The 16,038-nt window shown below is 68.4% G+C and carries 12 protein-coding genes and 1 tRNA gene; 11 read left to right on the plus strand and 2 right to left on the minus strand.

From position 1 onward, the window contains the following. Positions 1-159: 159 nt before the first annotated feature. Positions 160-2,901, minus strand: a complete 2,742-nt coding sequence (polA, locus tag AB0I66_RS14380; RefSeq protein WP_363208142.1) for a DNA polymerase I — start codon at positions 2,899-2,901, stop codon at positions 160-162. Positions 2,902-3,023: 122 nt separating this feature from the next. On the opposite strand from polA, the gene AB0I66_RS14385 reads away from it, so the two are divergent. The 9 genes from AB0I66_RS14385 (at position 3,024) to AB0I66_RS14425 (ending at position 12,936) form a co-directional block, all read left to right on the plus strand. Then, a complete protein-coding gene (locus tag AB0I66_RS14385) occupies positions 3,024-5,303 on the plus strand; it encodes an FdhF/YdeP family oxidoreductase (protein WP_363208143.1) in 2,280 nt (759 codons plus the stop codon). Between the two features lie 44 nt (positions 5,304-5,347). Next, entirely contained in the window at positions 5,348-5,821 is a 474-nt protein-coding gene (locus AB0I66_RS14390; protein ID WP_363208144.1) for a hotdog fold thioesterase, read from the plus strand. A gap of 94 nt (positions 5,822-5,915) precedes the next feature. Next, positions 5,916-6,290 carry a hypothetical protein gene (locus tag AB0I66_RS14395; RefSeq protein ID WP_363208145.1) on the plus strand — a complete coding sequence of 125 codons (375 nt, stop codon included), beginning with the start codon at positions 5,916-5,918 and terminating at the stop codon, positions 6,288-6,290. Then, a complete protein-coding gene (locus AB0I66_RS14400) occupies positions 6,281-6,916 on the plus strand; it encodes a Tat pathway signal sequence domain protein (RefSeq protein ID WP_363208146.1) in 636 nt (211 codons plus the stop codon). The genes AB0I66_RS14395 and AB0I66_RS14400 overlap by 10 nt, the downstream gene beginning before the upstream one ends. A 255-nt stretch (positions 6,917-7,171) precedes the next feature. Then, a complete protein-coding gene (locus AB0I66_RS14405) occupies positions 7,172-8,419 on the plus strand; it encodes a branched-chain amino acid ABC transporter substrate-binding protein (RefSeq protein ID WP_363208147.1) in 1,248 nt (415 codons plus the stop codon). 151 nt (positions 8,420-8,570) lie between these two features. Continuing rightward, positions 8,571-9,500 carry a branched-chain amino acid ABC transporter permease gene (locus AB0I66_RS14410; RefSeq protein WP_363208148.1) on the plus strand — a complete coding sequence of 310 codons (930 nt, stop codon included), beginning with the start codon at positions 8,571-8,573 and terminating at the stop codon, positions 9,498-9,500. Positions 9,501-9,505: 5 nt separating this feature from the next. Beyond that, on the plus strand, positions 9,506-11,350 hold the full coding sequence (locus AB0I66_RS14415) for a branched-chain amino acid ABC transporter permease (protein ID WP_363208149.1): 1,845 nt from the start codon (positions 9,506-9,508) through the stop codon (positions 11,348-11,350). Positions 11,351-11,353: 3 nt separating this feature from the next. Further along, positions 11,354-12,220, plus strand: a complete 867-nt coding sequence (locus AB0I66_RS14420) for an ABC transporter ATP-binding protein (RefSeq protein WP_363208150.1) — start codon at positions 11,354-11,356, stop codon at positions 12,218-12,220. Continuing rightward, positions 12,220-12,936, plus strand: coding sequence for an ABC transporter ATP-binding protein (locus AB0I66_RS14425; RefSeq protein ID WP_363208151.1), 717 nt, complete (start codon positions 12,220-12,222; stop codon positions 12,934-12,936). Before AB0I66_RS14420 ends, AB0I66_RS14425 begins: the two co-directional genes overlap by 1 nt. Positions 12,937-13,028: 92 nt before the next feature. On the opposite strand, the gene AB0I66_RS14430 is transcribed toward AB0I66_RS14425, so the two are convergent. Then, on the minus strand, positions 13,029-13,685 hold the full coding sequence (locus tag AB0I66_RS14430; protein WP_363208152.1) for a response regulator: 657 nt from the start codon (positions 13,683-13,685) through the stop codon (positions 13,029-13,031). 97 nt (positions 13,686-13,782) lie between these two features. Between AB0I66_RS14430 and AB0I66_RS14435 the strand changes: the two genes are divergently transcribed. Further along, a tRNA-Leu gene (locus AB0I66_RS14435) sits at positions 13,783-13,865 on the plus strand. A 238-nt stretch (positions 13,866-14,103) separates the two neighbouring features. Continuing rightward, positions 14,104-16,008, plus strand: coding sequence for an alkyl sulfatase dimerization domain-containing protein (locus tag AB0I66_RS14440; protein WP_363208153.1), 1,905 nt, complete (start codon positions 14,104-14,106; stop codon positions 16,006-16,008). Positions 16,009-16,038 lie beyond the last annotated feature (30 nt).

Consider the following 16,038-nt stretch of genomic DNA (forward strand, 5'->3'; position numbering starts at 1 on the left):
GCTCCCCAGCGGGCCGACGCAGGCGACACTACGACAACTTCCGGCGCCCAGACACCCGTTCGTGCCCGATTTTCACCGGTTGGCCGCGTCCTGTTCGGACGGGGCCGAAGGGTCGGTGAGGGGATGGCCCGCCGAGGATGCCGCTCCAGCCGGACGCGGTCAGTGCGCCGCCGACTCCCAGTCCGGCCCCACGCCCACCGACACGTCCAGCGGAGCCCGCAGCGACACCGCGCCCGCCATCTCGCGGCGGACCAGCTCCTCCACCTCGGTGCGCTCGCCCGGAGCGATCTCCAGGACGATTTCGTCGTGTACCTGGAGCAGCATGCGGGAGTCGAGCTTCGCCTCCGTCAGCGCGCGGTGCACGTTCAGCATGGCGATCTTGACGATGTCCGCGGCCGTGCCCTGGATCGGTGCGTTCAGGGCCATCCGCTCGGCCATCTCGCGGCGCTGGCGGTTGTCGCTGTTGAGGTCGGGGAGATACCGGCGGCGGCCCAGCATCGTCTCCGTGTACCCCGTCGCGCGGGCCTCGTCGACGGCTCGGCGCAGATAGTCGCGTACGCCGCCGAACCGCTCGAAGTAGGTGTCCATCAGGGCTCGGGCCTCGCCCGCCTCGATGTTCAGCTGCTGGGAGAGACCGAACGCGGAGAGGCCGTACGCCAAGCCGTACGACATGGCCTTGATCTTGCGGCGCATCTCGGCGTCGACGGCGGAGCCCTCGACGGAGAAGACCTGGGAGGCGACCGTCGTGTGCAGGTCCTCGCCCGAGCCGAACGCCTCCAGAAGGCCCTCGTCCTCGGAGAGGTGGGCCATCACGCGCAGTTCGATCTGGCTGTAGTCCGCGGTCATCAGGGACTCGAAGCCCTCGCCGACCACGAAGCCGCGGCGGATCGCGCGGCCCTCGTCCGTCCGGACGGGGATGTTCTGGAGGTTCGGGTCGGTGGAGGACAGGCGGCCCGTCGCCGCGACGGTCTGGTTGAACGTCGTGTGGATGCGGGTGTCCGCGGCGATCGACTTGATCAGGCCCTCGACCGTCACACGGAGCTTCGCCTGCTCGCGGTGGCGCAGCATGATGACCGGCAGTTCGTTCTCGGTCTGGGCCGCGAGCCAGGCCAGGGCGTCGGCGTCCGTGGTGTAACCGGTCTTGGTCTTCTTCGTCTTGGGGAGGTTCAGCTCACCGAAGAGGACCTCCTGGAGCTGCTTGGGCGAGCCGAGGTTGAACTCGTGGCCCGCCGCCGCGTGGGCCTCCTTCACCGCCTGCTGCACCGCGCCCGCGAACTGCTGCTCCATCGCCTCCAGATGGGCGCGGTCCGCCGCGATGCCGTGCCGCTCAAGGCGGGCGAGGAGGATGGACGTGGGCAGTTCGATGTCCGTGAGGAGATTGCCCGCGCCGACTTCCGGCAGCTTCTCGCCGAAGGCCGTGCCCAGGTCGAGGATCGTGCGGGCCTGCGACATCAGCGCGTCCGCCTCGGCCTGGTCGTCCTCCTCCGTGCCGAAGGCGAGCTGGCCCTCGGCCGCCGAGGCGGGCGCCAGCTCCCGGCCCAGATATTCGAGGGACAGGGCGTCCAGGGCGAAGGAGCGGCGGCCGGGCTTGACCAGGTACGCGGCGAGCGCCGTGTCCATGCTGACGCCGTCCACCGTCCAGCCGTGCTCGGGGAAGACCCGCATCGTGGCCTTGGCGTTGTGCAGGACCTTGGGCTTCTTCGGGTCGGCGATCCAGGCGGCGAAGGCCTTCTCGTCGGCCTCGTCCAGGCGGGAGGGGTCGAACCAGGCCGCCGCTCCGCCGGCCGCGGCGAGGGCGACCTCGGTCACCGAGCCCGTGCCGAGCTGCCAGGTGTCGACCGTGGCCATGCCGAGGACGGCCTTGCCGTGCTCGGCGAGCCACGGGGCGAGCTCACCCGCGCCGATCACCGTGCCGTCCAGCTCCACGCCGGGCTCCGCCGGGGTCTGGTCGGCCTCCTCCGCGCCCGGGTCGACGGCCAGGAGGCGCTCGCGCAGCGAGGGGTTACGGATCTCCAGGGTGTCCAGGACCATGGCGAGGGCCGTGCGGTCGTACGGAGCGCGCTCCAGCTCGGTGACCGTCTTGGGGAGCTCGACGTCGCGGACCATCTCCGTGAGGAGGCGGTTCAGCTTCACCGCGTCCAGGTGGTCGCGGAAGTTCTGTCCGGCCTTGCCCTTGACCTCTTCGGCGCGCTCGACGAGCTCCGCGAAGGAACCGAACTGGTTGATCCACTTCGCGGCGGTCTTCTCGCCCACTCCGGGGATGCCGGGGAGGTTGTCGGACGGGTCGCCGCGCAGGGCCGCGAAGTCCGGATACTGGCTGGGCGTGAGGCCGTACTTCTCCTCGACCTTCTCCGGGGTGAAGCGCGTCAGCTCCGACACACCCTTGGTCGGGTACAGCACGGTCACGTGGTCGGTGATCAGCTGGAAGGAGTCGCGGTCGCCGGTGACGATCAGGACGTCGAAGCCGGCCGCCTCGGCCTGGGTGGCGAGGGTGGCGATGACGTCGTCGGCCTCGAAGCCGTCCACCGCGAACCGCACGGCGTTCATCGCGTCGAGGACCTCGCCGATCAGCTCGACCTGCCCCTTGAACTCGTCCGGGGTCTTGGAGCGGTTCGCCTTGTACTCGGGGAACTCCGTGGAGCGCCACGTCTTGCGCGAGACGTCGAAGGCGACCGCGAAGTGCGTGGGCGCCTCGTCGCGCAGGGTGTTCGCCAGCATCGACGCGAAGCCGTAGATCGCGTTCGTCGGCTGGCCCGTCGCGGTCGTGAAGTTCTCCGCGGGCAGCGCGAAGAACGCCCGGTAGGCCAGGGAGTGCCCGTCCATGAGGAGCAGGCGCGGACGCTGCTCGCCAGTCGGCTTCGTCGCGGTCTCGGACTTCTTCTTCGCTGCTTTTTCTGCCACGTCCCCGATCCTGCCACGCCCCACTGACACTCAGGCCCAACCCTCACCCGCGAGGGCTCCGCCGGCGGCGCGTGGGAGGATCGGAGACATAGCTCACGCACGTGCTCGAAGGGGAGCCGACCATGGCAAGGAAGTCGCCCAAGGGTGATCCGGTCCAGGACGCGCCGCAGGTCGCGCAGGCGCAGCACTCCGCGGCGGGCATTCCCGCCATCGGGCACTCGCTGCGCATGGCCCAGCAGCAGATGGGCGTGCGCCGCACGGCGCTGACGCTGCTGCGGGTCAATCAGAAGGACGGCTTCGACTGCCCCGGCTGCGCCTGGCCCGAGCCCGAGCACCGGCACACGGCGGAGTTCTGCGAGAACGGCGCGAAGGCCGTCGCCGAGGAGGCCACGCTGCGCCGTGTCACCCCCGACTTCTTCGCCGCGCACCCCGTGGCCGACCTTGCCACCCGCAGTGGGTACTGGCTGGGTCAGCAGGGCCGCCTCACCCACCCGGTGTATCTGGCGGAGGGCGCCGAGCGCTATGAACCCGTCCCCTGGGAGCGGGCCTTCGACATCATCGGCGAGGAACTGGCCGCGCTGGACAGCCCTGACGAGTCCGTTTACTACACCTCGGGCCGCACCAGCAACGAAGCGGCGTTCCTGTACCAGCTGTTCGCCCGTGAGCTGGGCACGAACAACCTGCCCGACTGCTCGAACATGTGCCATGAGTCGTCGGGCTCCGCGCTCACCGAGACGATCGGTGTCGGCAAGGGCAGCGTCCTCCTGGAGGACCTCTACAAGTCGGACCTGATCATCGTCGCGGGGCAGAACCCGGGCACGAACCACCCCCGCATGCTCTCCGCCCTGGAGAAGGCGAAGAACAACGGCGCGAAGATCATCACGGTCAATCCGCTGCCCGAGGCGGGCCTGGAGCGCTTCAAGAACCCGCAGACCCCGCAGGGCATGCTCAAGGGCACCGCCCTCACCGACCTCTTCCTGCAGATCCGCCTCGGCGGCGACCAGGCCCTGTTCCGTCTCCTCAACAAGCTCATCCTGGAGACGGAAGGAGCCGTGGACGAGGAGTTCGTCCGCGAGCACACCCATGGGTACGAGGCGTTCACCGAGGCCGCGCGCGGCGCCGACTGGGACGAGACCCTCGCCGCGACCGGCCTCGAACGCGAGCGCATCGAGGAAGCCCTCGCCATGGTCCTCGCGTCGAAGCGCACCGTCGTGTGCTGGGCGATGGGCCTGACCCAGCACAAGCACGCCGTTCCGACCATCCGCGAGGTCGTCAACTTCCTTCTGCTGCGCGGCAACATCGGCCGTCCGGGCGCGGGCGTGTGCCCGGTGCGCGGGCACTCGAACGTGCAGGGCGACCGCACGATGGGCATCTTCGAGCGGCCCGCGCCGGCCTTCCTCGACGCCCTGGAGAAGGAGTTCGGCTTCGCGCCGCCGCGCGAGCACGGCCTGGACGTCGTCCGCGCGATCGAGGCACTGCGGGACGGCAGGGCGAAGGTGTTCTTCGCGATGGGCGGCAACTTCGTGGCGGCCTCGCCCGACACGGAGGTGACGGAGGCGGCGATGCGCAAGGCCCGCCTGACCGTGCATGTGTCGACGAAGCTGAACCGTTCGCACGCCGTCACGGGCGCGCGCGCCCTGATCCTGCCGACGCTCGGGCGCACCGAGCGGGACGTCCAGGGCGGCGGCGAGCAGTTCGTGACCGTCGAGGACTCCATGGGCATGGTGCACGCCTCACGCGGCCGCCTGGAGCCCGCGAGCCCGCACCTGCTCTCCGAGCCGGCCATCGTGTGCCGCCTCGCCCGCCGCGTCCTGGGCCCCGATTCGGCCACTCCCTGGGAGGAGTTCGAGAAGGACTACGCCACGGTGCGCGACCGCATCGCCCGCGTTATCCCCGGCTTCGAGAACTTCAACGCGCGCGTGGCCGACCCCGCGGGCTTCACCCTGCCGCACGCCCCGCGCGACGAGCGCCGTTTCCCCACGGCCACCGGCAAGGCGAACTTCACCGCGGCGCCGGTGGAGTTCCCGGCCCTGCCGAAGGGCCGCCTGCTGCTGCAGACGCTGCGCTCGCACGACCAGTACAACACCACGATCTACGGCCTGGACGACCGCTACCGGGGCATCAAGAACGGCCGCCGGGTCGTCCTGGTCAACCCCGACGACGCGCGTGAGCTCGGCCTCGCCGACGGGTCGTACGCGGACCTCGTGAGCGAGTGGAGGGACGGCGTCGAGCGGCGCGCGCCCGGCTTCCGGGTCGTGCACTACCCGACGGCCCGGGGCTGCGCGGCGGCGTACTACCCGGAGACGAACGTGCTGATCCCGCTGGACGCGACCGCCGACACCAGCAACACCCCCGCCAGCAAGTCCGTCGTCGTGCGCCTGGAACAATCGGGGACCGACTGAGCGTTCGCTCAGTGAGGTGAGGACGACGAACGGAGCCGGGTCCCATGGGCGAGCAGCACAGCGTGAAGTTCCCGCAAGAGGTCATCGACGAGTACGCGGCGCTCGGTGTGGACCTGCCCGCCCTCTTCTCCGCGGGTGACCTGGGCACCAGGATGGGCGTCGAGATCGTCGAGGCCTCCGCCGATCGCGTCGTGGGCACGATGCCGGTCGAGGGCAACACCCAGCCGTACGGCCTGCTGCACGGCGGTGCGTCCGCCGTGCTCGCCGAGACCCTCGGCTCGGTCGGCTCGATGCTGCACGGCGGGAGCACGAAGCTCGCCGTCGGCGTCGACCTGAACTGCACGCATCACCGCGGCGCGCGGTCGGGTCTGGTCACCGGCGTGGCGACGCCCGTGCACCGGGGCCGCTCCACTGCGACGTACGAGATCGTGATCACCGACGAGCAGGACAAGCGGGTGTGCACCGCGCGGCTGACCTGCCTGCTGCGCGACGTGCAGCCCAACGGCGCGGCCGCATAGGCAGGTTGAGGGCGGGCGCGCCTCGCGGAACCTGACCGAGGCAGGCGCGCCCCACGCATTGTCGGGGCATGCGGCGCCGGTCTAGCGTCGGTGCATGAGGCACCGGAAACAGCTCTGTGCGCTCGCCCTCACCACTCTCCTCGCCACCGCGGGGTGCGAGAACGAACCCTCCGCCGAGGCCCCCGCACCCTCCCCCGCCACCACCTCCCCCGAGGACCTCTGCACGGCCCTGATCACCAAGTGGGCGCGGCAGATCTACGACTCGGGCAAGGAGACCTACGGCGACTACCAGTCGATGGGTCTCTCCAACGGTCAGTACATGATCCTGCGGGACACCCTCGACCGGGCCCGTGCCGAGCGGAAGCGCCAAGGAGCCGACGCGGGGCGTAAGTTGATCGACCGTCAGGCCCGTGAGCGCTGCGCGAAGCGCTACCGCCACGGGGAGCCGAGCGGCGGGCCGTGGGTGTGAACGCCATCGGCCCCATCGAGCCCGGCGACGACACCTACGAGACCCGAGCCGCCAGCGCCACCGCCACGGATCCGGCCACCGCCCCCGCCCGCATCCGCTCGCCCCTCACCCGGCGTCGACGGGCCCTCCTGGCACTCGCCGCGGCCGTGATCGTCGCCGCCGGCGGCCTCGGCCTCTACCTGGCCCGCCCGCAGCCCCCCGCACCCCCGCCGCCGCTCCACCCGTCGCAGACCGTCTCCGTGACCTACAGGGGCGACATGACGCACCCGCGGGCCGGCGACCGGACGTTCGGCTTCACCGTCGCCCTGCGCCAGGACGAGGGACCCCCGGTGTCCGTCAGACGGATCACGCAGCCGTCGGCGGCGCTGTCGGTCACCGTCGCCCCCCATACCCCATTCACCGTGAAAACGGGAAGCCCTCGTACGGCACGAATCACGATGCACATTCGCGAATGCGGAAAGGTGCAACGGAATGCCGGACTCCCTTTCCTGGTGGTAACACTGCGTAATGTGCGCGCAATGCAGTTACAGGCCTTCATCCTCGGCGAGAGGTACGCGAAAGATCTTTCTCGGGCCCTGACAGCCGCATGCCCCCCGAACACTGATGTCATGAGTAAAACACCCTGACAGTCCTGCAAGTTCTCAGCATGCGGGATGCGCCGAAGACGGCTTATTCCACCCCAACCACCCCCTGAGTTCCACCGCGGAATACTCCGTGGCATAACAAGAGCGTCACACCTTTGGCCTGACCACTCCACCAGGAACAAAGCGGCCCTTAGAGTCACGGCCAGTCACCGCGCCCACCGGATTCCTCTCAGTTCGGTTCTGCGCTCGACCCGGCCACCCAACAGGGGACGGCCGTGCCAGGGGAAAGGACTGATCGTGCGTCAACGTTCGCTCATAGCCATCACCGCTGCACTCACCGCGGGGGCACTCACCCTCACCGCCTGTGGCTCACGCGACGACAAGGACAAGGGAGACGAGGCGGGCGGCGGTACCACCGTGGTCATCGGCGTCGACGCGCCGCTGACCGGCGACCTGTCCGCGCTGGGCCTCGGCATCCGCAACTCCGTGCAGCTCGCCGCCAAGCAGGCCAACGAGAAGAAGCACGTCGAAGGCATCACCTTCAAGGTGGAGTCCGCCGACGACCAGGGGCAGCCCGCCTCGGGCCAGACCAACGCCACCAAGTTCGTCGCGAACAAGGAAATCCTCGGCGCCGTCGGCCCCCTGAACTCCTCCGTCGGCGAGTCGATGCAGAAGGTCTTCGACGACGCGAAGCTCGTCCAGGTCTCCCCCGCCAACACCAACCCGGCCATGACCCAGGGCCAGGACTGGAACGGCGGCAAGAAGGTCCGTCCGTACAAGGCCTACTTCCGTACGGCCACCACGGACGCCGTCCAGGGGCCGTTCGCGGCGCAGTACCTGTACAACGACGCGAAGAAGAAGAAGGTCTTCGTGGTCGACGACAAGAAGACCTACGGTGCCGGCCTGGCCGCCACCTTCACGGACGAGTTCAAGAAGCTCGGCGGCAAGGTCGCCGGCACCGAGCACGTGAACCCGGACACCAAGGACTTCGGCGCCGTCGCCACCAAGATCAAGAACTCGGACGCGGACGTCGTCTACTACGGCGGCGAGTACCCCGCGGCCGGCCCGCTCAGCAAGCAGATGAAGAAGGCCGGGGCCAAGATCCCGCTCGTCGGCGGAGACGGCATCTACAGCGCCGACTTCGTCAAGCTCGCCGGCAAGGAGGGCAAGGGCGACATGGCCACCTCCATCGGCCAGCCCGTCGAGCAGCTGCCGTCCGCCAAGGAGTTCATCGCGAACTACGAGAAGGCCGGCTACAAGGAGGCCTACGAGGCCTACGGCGGCTACTCCTACGACTCGGCCTGGGCGATCATCGAAGCGGTCAAGAAGGTCGTCGAGGACAACGACGGCAAGCTTCCCGACGACGCCCGCGCCAAGATCGTCGAGGCGATGCAGGACGTCTCCTTCGACGGTGTCACCGGCAAGGTCTCCTTCGACGAGTACGGCGACGCGACCAACAAGCAGCTCACCGTGTACGAGGTGAAGTCCACCGAGGACCCGACCAAGGGCTGGAAGCCGGTCAAGTCCGGCACGTTCACCGGCTGATCCACCCCGCAGCCAACGACACCACCGCGCGGGGCGCTGCCTCTGCAGCGCCCCGCGCGGCGTCGCATCCGTCACCTAAGCCGTACGGCCGGCGAGGCCCACCGCCACCGCCCCCCGGCCGAACGACACCGAAAGACTCGGAGGACCTGCGGTGCACGAACTGCCGCAACAGCTGGTCAACGGCCTGCTACTGGGATCCATGTACGGCCTGATCGCCATCGGCTACACAATGGTCTACGGCATCGTCCAGCTCATCAACTTCGCCCATGGCGAGATCTTCATGGTCGGCGGCTTCGGCGCCCTCACCGTCTGGCTGTGGCTGCCCGGCGGCACCAGCATGTGGATCGCCCTGCCGCTGATGCTCATAGGCGCCGTCATCGTCTCCACCCTCATAGCGGTCGGAGCCGAACGCTTCGCCTACCGCCCGTTGCGCGGCGCACCCCGCCTCGCACCGCTCATCACCGCCATCGGCCTCTCGCTCGCGCTGCAGCAGGCCGTCTGGGCCTGGTACCCCAACGCGAAGTCGTCCCGCACCTTCCCCGAGATGCCCGGCGACTCCATCCACCTGGGCTCCGTCACCATCCAGCCCGGCGACATCTTCCTGCTGATCACCGCCCCGATCTGCATGTTCGCCCTCGGCTACTTCGTGATGAAGACCCGCGTCGGACGCGGCATGCAGGCCACCGCGCAGGACCCCGACACCGCCAAACTCATGGGCGTCAACACCGACCGCGTCATCGTCGTGGCCTTCGCGATCGGCGCCGCCTTCGCCGGCATCGCCGCCGTCGCCTACGGCTTCCGCTACGGCGAAGTCCAGTTCCGCATGGGCTTCCTCTGGGGCCTCAAGGCCTTCACCGCGGCCGTGCTCGGCGGCATCGGCAACATCTACGGCGCGATGATCGGCGGCCTCGTCCTCGGCATCGCCGAAGCCATGGCCACCGCCTACATGAACGACATCCCCGGCATGAGCCAGCTCGGCGGGCAGTCCTGGGCCGACGTCTGGGCCTTCGTACTCCTCATCGTCGTACTCCTCGTCAGGCCACAAGGTCTCCTTGGCGAGCGCGTCGCGGACAGGGCGTGAGAACCATGACCACACAGACCACTGCGGCCGACACGCCAAGCCCCAAGCAGGACCACACCGCCACCGGCCTCATCGCCATCCCCGAGGGCCCCGCCCGCGCCCTGGCCACCGGCGGCGGCATCCTCACCATCATCTCCACGTTCATGGCATGGACCTGGACCGCGGCGTTCCCCGGCGACCTCACCGTCTACGGCTACCCCGGCGGCCTCCAGGTGCTCGTCCTGATCGCCGGAATCCTGACCACGCTCTTCGGCCTCGCCTCCTACGGCGTCAAGGGCGTCCGCACACTGGCCCCCGGCGGCGCCGACGCCGCGCTGAAGTACGCGGCCCTCGCGGCCTTCGCCACCACCTGGTACACGGTCATCTCGATCAGCTACCAGCTCGGCGGCCTCGCCAACCTGGACCCCGGCGCCTGGGTCGCCGCCATCGCCACCCTGGCCGCCTTCGTCGGCGCCCTCGCCCTGCCCTTCGTACGACCGCACACCTACGCGGTCGACCCCGAGGACAGCGGCGGCGAACAGTTCAAGCACCGCATGCGCAACGGCATGACCATCTTCAAGGGCGCCTTCGCCGCGGAGGCCCCGCCCACGCCGCGCAAGCTCCCCAGCTACCTCGAGATCCTGATCATCGTCGCCGCGCTCGCCGTCGGCCTCCTGGTCTTCACCTACGGCATCGGCACCGAGTACGACGAGCTCTTCATCGGCTTCCTGATCACCGTCGCGTTCAGCTTCGCCGCACTGTCCAAGGCGGGCCTCGTCGCACAGGTCTCCACGTACACCGCACGGCACCGCAACATCACGCTCATCGGCGCCTTCGTGGCCGCCGCCGCCTTCCCGTTCACCCAGAGCGACGACCAGTACGCCACCATCGGCGTCTACATCCTCATCTTCGCCACCGTCGCACTCGGCCTGAACATCGTCGTCGGCCTCGCGGGCCTCCTCGACCTCGGATACGTCGCCTTCCTCGGCGTCGGCGCCTACGCGGCATCCATGGTCTCCGGATCGCCCTCCTCCCCCTTCGACGTCCACCTGCCGTTCTGGGGCGCCATCCTCGTCGGCGCGGGCGCATCACTGATCTTCGGCGTGCTCATCGGCGCCCCGACCCTGCGGCTGCGCGGCGACTACCTCGCCATCGTCACCCTCGGCTTCGGTGAGATCTTCCGGCTCGTCGCGATGAACTCCGACGGCACGTCCGGCCCGGACATCACCAACGGCTCGAACGGCATCTCCTCGATCCCGAACCTGAAGATCCTCGGCTTCGACTTCGGCATCGAGCACACCATCTTCGGCGTCACCATCGGCCGCTTCGCGAACTACTTCTTCCTGATGCTGCTCATCACCCTCGTCGTCGTGCTGGTCTTCCGGCGCAGCGGCGACTCCCGCATCGGGCGCGCCTGGGTCGCCATCCGCGAGGACGAGACCGCGGCGCTCGCCATGGGCATCAACGGCTTCCGCGTGAAGCTCATCGCCTTCGCACTCGGCGCCTCGCTCGCCGGACTCGCGGGCACGGTGCAGGCACACGTCACCTACACCGTCACCCCCGAGCAGTACCAGTTCGCCAACACCGTCCCGCCCAACTCCGCGTTCCTGCTCGCCGCGGTCGTCCTCGGCGGCATGGGCACCATCAGCGGACCCCTCGTCGGCGCGGCACTGCTCTACCTCATCCCGAGCAAGCTCTCGTTCCTGGGCGACTACCAGCTCTTCGCCTTCGGCCTCGCGCTCGTGCTCCTCATGCGCTTCCGCCCCGAAGGCCTCATCCCCAACCGCCGCCGCCAGCTCGAATTCCACGAGGCCGACCTGGCACCCGGCGACACGCCGCCACCCACAGTCCTCAGCAAGACAGGGGCCTGAGCCATGACCACCGACACCACCACCAGCAAGGACAGCCCCGCCGCCACGCCGGCCGGGCAGACCGTCCTGGACGCCCGGGGCGTCACCATGCGGTTCGGCGGCCTCACCGCCGTGCGCTCCGTCGACCTCACCGTCAACAGCGGCGAGATCGTCGGCCTCATCGGACCCAACGGCGCGGGCAAGACGACCTTCTTCAACTGCCTCACCGGCCTCTACATCCCCACCGAGGGCGAAGTCCGGTACAAGGACAAGGTCCTGCCCAGCAAGTCCTTCAAGGTCACCGCGGCCGGCGTGGCCCGCACCTTCCAGAACATCCGTCTGTTCGCGAACATGACGGTCCTGGAGAACGTCCTCGTCGGACGCCACACGCGTACGAAGGAAGGCCTCTGGTCGGCCCTCCTGCGCGGGCCGGGCTTCCACAAGGCGGAGGCCAAGTCCAGGGAACGCGCCATGGAGCTGCTCGAATTCGTCGGCCTCGCCGAGAAGGCGGAGCACCTCTCCCGCAACCTGCCCTACGGCGAGCAGCGCAAGCTGGAGATCGCCCGCGCGCTGGCCAGCGAGCCGGGCCTGCTCCTCCTGGACGAGCCCACCGCGGGCATGAACCCCCAGGAGACCCGCGCCACCGAGGAACTCGTCCTCGCCATCCGGGACATGGGCATCGCCGTCCTCGTCATCGAGCACGACATGCGCTTCATCTTCAACCTGTGCGACCGCGTGGCCGTACTCGTCCAGGGCGAGAAACTCGTCGAGGGCGACAGTGAGACCGTCCAGCAGGACGACCGCGTCATCGCCGCCTACCTGGGCGAGCCCTTCGAAGGAGCCCCCGGCAGCACGGAAGCCGACGCCACGGGCAACGAGGAGACCAGCTGATGACCGCACTGCTCGAAGTCGAGGACCTCAAGGTCGCCTACGGCAAGATCGAGGCCGTCAAAGGCATCTCCTTCAAGGTCGAGGCCGGCGAGGTCGTCACGCTGATCGGCACGAACGGCGCAGGCAAGACCACCACGCTGCGCACGCTGTCCGGACTGCTCAAGCCGGTCGGCGGCTCCATCAAATTCAACGGAAAAGCACTGCGGAAATACCGCGCCGACCAGATCGTCTCGCTCGGCCTGGCCCACTCTCCCGAGGGCCGGCACATCTTCCCGCGCATGACGATCGAGAACAATCTGCGGCTCGGCGCATATCTGCGCAGCGACAAGGGCGGCATCGAAAAGGACATCGCGCGCGCCTACGACCTCTTCCCCATTCTCGGGGAACGCAGAAAGCAGGCGGCGGGCACGCTCTCCGGCGGCGAGCAGCAAATGCTCGCCATGGGCCGCGCCCTGATGTCCCAGCCGAAACTGCTCATGCTCGACGAACCCTCCATGGGACTTTCGCCGATCATGATGCAGAAGATCATGGCGACCATCGCCGAGCTCAAGTCCCAGGGCACGACCATTCTGCTCGTCGAGCAGAATGCGCAGGCGGCGCTCTCGCTCGCCGACCACGGTCATGTCATGGAGGTCGGCAAGATCGTCCTGTCCGGTACGGGGAACGACCTGCTGCACGACGAGTCCGTGCGCAAGGCGTACCTGGGCGAGGACTAGGACTCCGTCGTCCCCCTCCGTACGAGAAGGCCCGCACCCCGAATCCGGGGTGCGGGCCTTCGCCGTACGTACGCGCGTGACGCTCGCGAGGGCTACTGCCCCTTCGCCGCCTTCTTCTCGTCGGCGTCCTCGATGACCGCCTCCGCGACCTGCTGCATCGACAGACGGCGGTCCATCGACGTCTTCTGGATCCACCGGAAGGCGGCGGGCTCGGTCAAGCCATACTCGGTCTGAAGAATCGACTTGGCCCGGTCCACCAGCTTCCGCGTCTCCAGACGCAGGGTGAGGTCGGCGACCTCGCTCTCCAGCGTCTTCAGCTCCGTGTAGCGCGAGACGGCCATCTCGATGGCCGGCACCACGTCGGTCTTGCTGAAGGGCTTCACGAGGTACGCCATCGCACCGGCGTCCCTGGCCCGCTCGACCAGGTCACGCTGCGAGAAGGCGGTCAGCATGAGCACCGGGGCAATGCTCTCCTCGGCGATCTTCTCGGCCGCCGAGATGCCGTCCATGACGGGCATCTTCACGTCAAGGATCACCAGGTCCGGCTTGTGCTCGCGGGCCAGCTCGACGGCTTTCGCACCGTCTCCGGCCTCACCGACGACGGTGTAGCCCTCCTCCTCGAGCATCTCCTTGAGGTCGAGCCGAATGAGAGCCTCGTCCTCGGCGATGACGACACGGGTCGTCAGCGGAGGCACATGCGACTTGTCGTCGTCATCGGCTACGGGCTGGGGCGACTCGGGGGAAGTCACGGGGGCTCCTTGTTACGGGCCGGGCAGGTACTGCTGCCTCGCCAGCCTACCTAGCTGCAGCGTCCGGCGGTGACCCGGTATAGTTCCGGCAGTGCCTGCCGGGTTGGTGGAACGGTATACACGGAGGTCTCAAACACCTCTGCCTGAAAGGGCTTGCGGGTTCGAATCCCGCACCCGGCACATCGCAGGAAAAAGCGGACGCCCACGATTTTGTGTGCGTCCGCTTTTTTGCTGTGCGACCCCCGGGGCTGCTCATCACGGACAGTAGCCGTACGGCCGCGAGGCACGGCCCCGCACCCGCCCCGCGCCGCCCGCGCAATAGGACGCGTCACTCCCCTCCCCCGCCCCTCCTGGGAGCTGCCCCAAATCCTCCGGAAACCCTTGCCCCGCCCCAGGGCCCGCTGCGATCTTCGGCCGCATGACTCCCTTGAACCGGCGTACCTTCGTCGCTGCCGCAGCGGGGGCCGCCGCTGCGGCCGTGGCCATGAATCCTCAGACCGCCTTCGCGATCGACCGTGAGGGCAGCAGTAAGGGCGGGGACGACTTTGCCGATGCCGAAAAGGGGTTCGTCGCCGCCCTCACCCCCGGGGTCGTGAAGAACGCCAAGGGGCAGGTCGTCTGGGACGCCGACGCGTATGACTTCCTGGAGAAGGGTGCGCCCAAAACCGCGCACAAGAGTCTGTGGCGGCAGTCGCAGCTCGTGTCGAAGCAGGGGCTCTACAAGGTCACTGACCGTGTCTATCAGGTGCGAGGGCTTGATCTGTCGAACATGACGCTCATCGAGGGGGACACCGGGGTCGTCGTCATCGATCCGCTGATCTCCGCGGAGACCGCCGCCGCCGCGCTGAAGCTGTATCGCGAGCATCGCGGGGAGAAGGTGGTCACCGGGCTCATCTACACCCATCCGCACGTCGATCACTTCGGCGGTTGCAGGGGGGTACTGCCTGATGGGGGCGGTGACGTGCCGGTTCTCGCTCCTGACGGTTTCATGGAGCATGCCGTCTCGGAGAACGTCTACGCCGGGACCGCCATGCAGCGGCGTTCCGGGTACATGTACGGGGCGCTGCTGCCCAAGTCGCCCGCGGGGCAGATCGGTTGTGGGCTCGGGCAGACCGTGTCCCTGGGGTCGATCGGGCTGATACCGCCGACCACGGACATCACCGAGACCGGTCAGGTCGAGACCGTGGACGGGGTGCGTTTCGAGTTCCAGATGACGCCGGGGACCGAGGCCCCTGCCGAGATGAACTTCGTGCTCCCGGACCTGCGTGCCGTCTGCATGGCGGAGAACGCGACCCACACGATGCACAACATCATCACGCTGCGCGGGGCGCAGGTGCGGGACGCCCGGCAGTGGGCGCACTATCTGGGCGAGTCTGTGGTGTTGTTCGACGGGCGGGTCGATGTTGCGTTCGCTTCACATCACTGGCCCACGTGGGGTGGCGACACGATCGTGGAGTTGCTTGAGCAGCAGCGGGATCTGTACGCGTACATGCATGACCAGACGTTGCGGATGATCAATGCGGGGATGACGGGGCGGGAGATCGCCGAGGAGATCGAGTTGCCGCCGGCGCTGGCGGGGGTGTGGGCGAACCGGGGGTATTACGGGTCCCTGAGTCACAACGTGAAAGGCATCTATCAGCGGTACATGGGCTGGTTCGACGGCAATCCCGCGCACTTGTGGGAGCACCCGCCCGTCGAGGAGGCCGAGCGGTACGTCAAGGCCATGGGGGGCCGTACGGCGACGGTCGCCAAGGCCAAGGCGTTCGCGAAGAGTGGTGATCTGCGGTTCGCCGTGACGCTGCTCAATCATGTGGTGTTCGCGGACCCGGGACACAAGACGGCGAAGGCTGAACTCGCCCGGCTGTACACCACGTTGGGGCAGGCCTCCGAGAACGCCGTGTGGCGCAACTTCTATCTGACCGGTGCGCAGGAGCTGCGTGAGGGCGTACGGGACTCCCCCACGACCGTGGCCAGCGCGGACATGCTGATGGCGCTCTCCGTGGATCAGTTGATCGACTCCGTGGCGATCCGGGTGAACGGGCCGAAGGCGTGGGACCTGAGGCTGCGGATGGACTGGAGTCTTCCGGCGCTGGGCAAGGTGTGGCATCTGACCTTGCGGCACGGGGTGTTGACGTATCGCAGCGACACGAAGAAGGACCCGGAGGCGGGTGTGACGCTGACGATGACCAAGCCTCAGTTGCTCGCGATGCTGGGCGGCAAGGGGCTCGGTGACATCAAGGTCGAGGGTGACGCGTCGCTTCTCACCGACCTGCTCGGCGTGGTGGAGAAGCCTGATCCGAAGTTCGCCATCGTCACCCCGTAGGCATTGGGCGCCAGGCGCGCGGCATGAGCG

The sequence above is a fragment of the Streptomyces sp. NPDC050439 genome, from assembly GCF_040655335.1.
GTDB lineage: Bacteria > Actinomycetota > Actinomycetes > Streptomycetales > Streptomycetaceae > Streptomyces.

Bases quoted from the DNA above. Each gene is read 5' to 3' on its own strand.
- AB0I66_RS14425 (WP_363208151.1), top strand. From the start codon at position 12,220: ATGACCGCACTGCTCGAAGTCGAGGACCTCAAGGTCGCCTACGGCAAG.
- AB0I66_RS14390 (WP_363208144.1), top strand. From the start codon at position 5,348: ATGGGCGAGCAGCACAGCGTGAAGTTCCCGCAAGAGGTCATCGACGAG.
- AB0I66_RS14395 (WP_363208145.1), top strand. From the start codon at position 5,916: ATGAGGCACCGGAAACAGCTCTGTGCGCTCGCCCTCACCACTCTCCTC.
- AB0I66_RS14415 (WP_363208149.1), top strand. From the start codon at position 9,506: ATGACCACACAGACCACTGCGGCCGACACGCCAAGCCCCAAGCAGGAC.
- AB0I66_RS14385 (WP_363208143.1), top strand. From the start codon at position 3,024: ATGGCAAGGAAGTCGCCCAAGGGTGATCCGGTCCAGGACGCGCCGCAG.
- AB0I66_RS14420 (WP_363208150.1), top strand. From the start codon at position 11,354: ATGACCACCGACACCACCACCAGCAAGGACAGCCCCGCCGCCACGCCG.
- AB0I66_RS14440 (WP_363208153.1), top strand. From the start codon at position 14,104: ATGACTCCCTTGAACCGGCGTACCTTCGTCGCTGCCGCAGCGGGGGCC.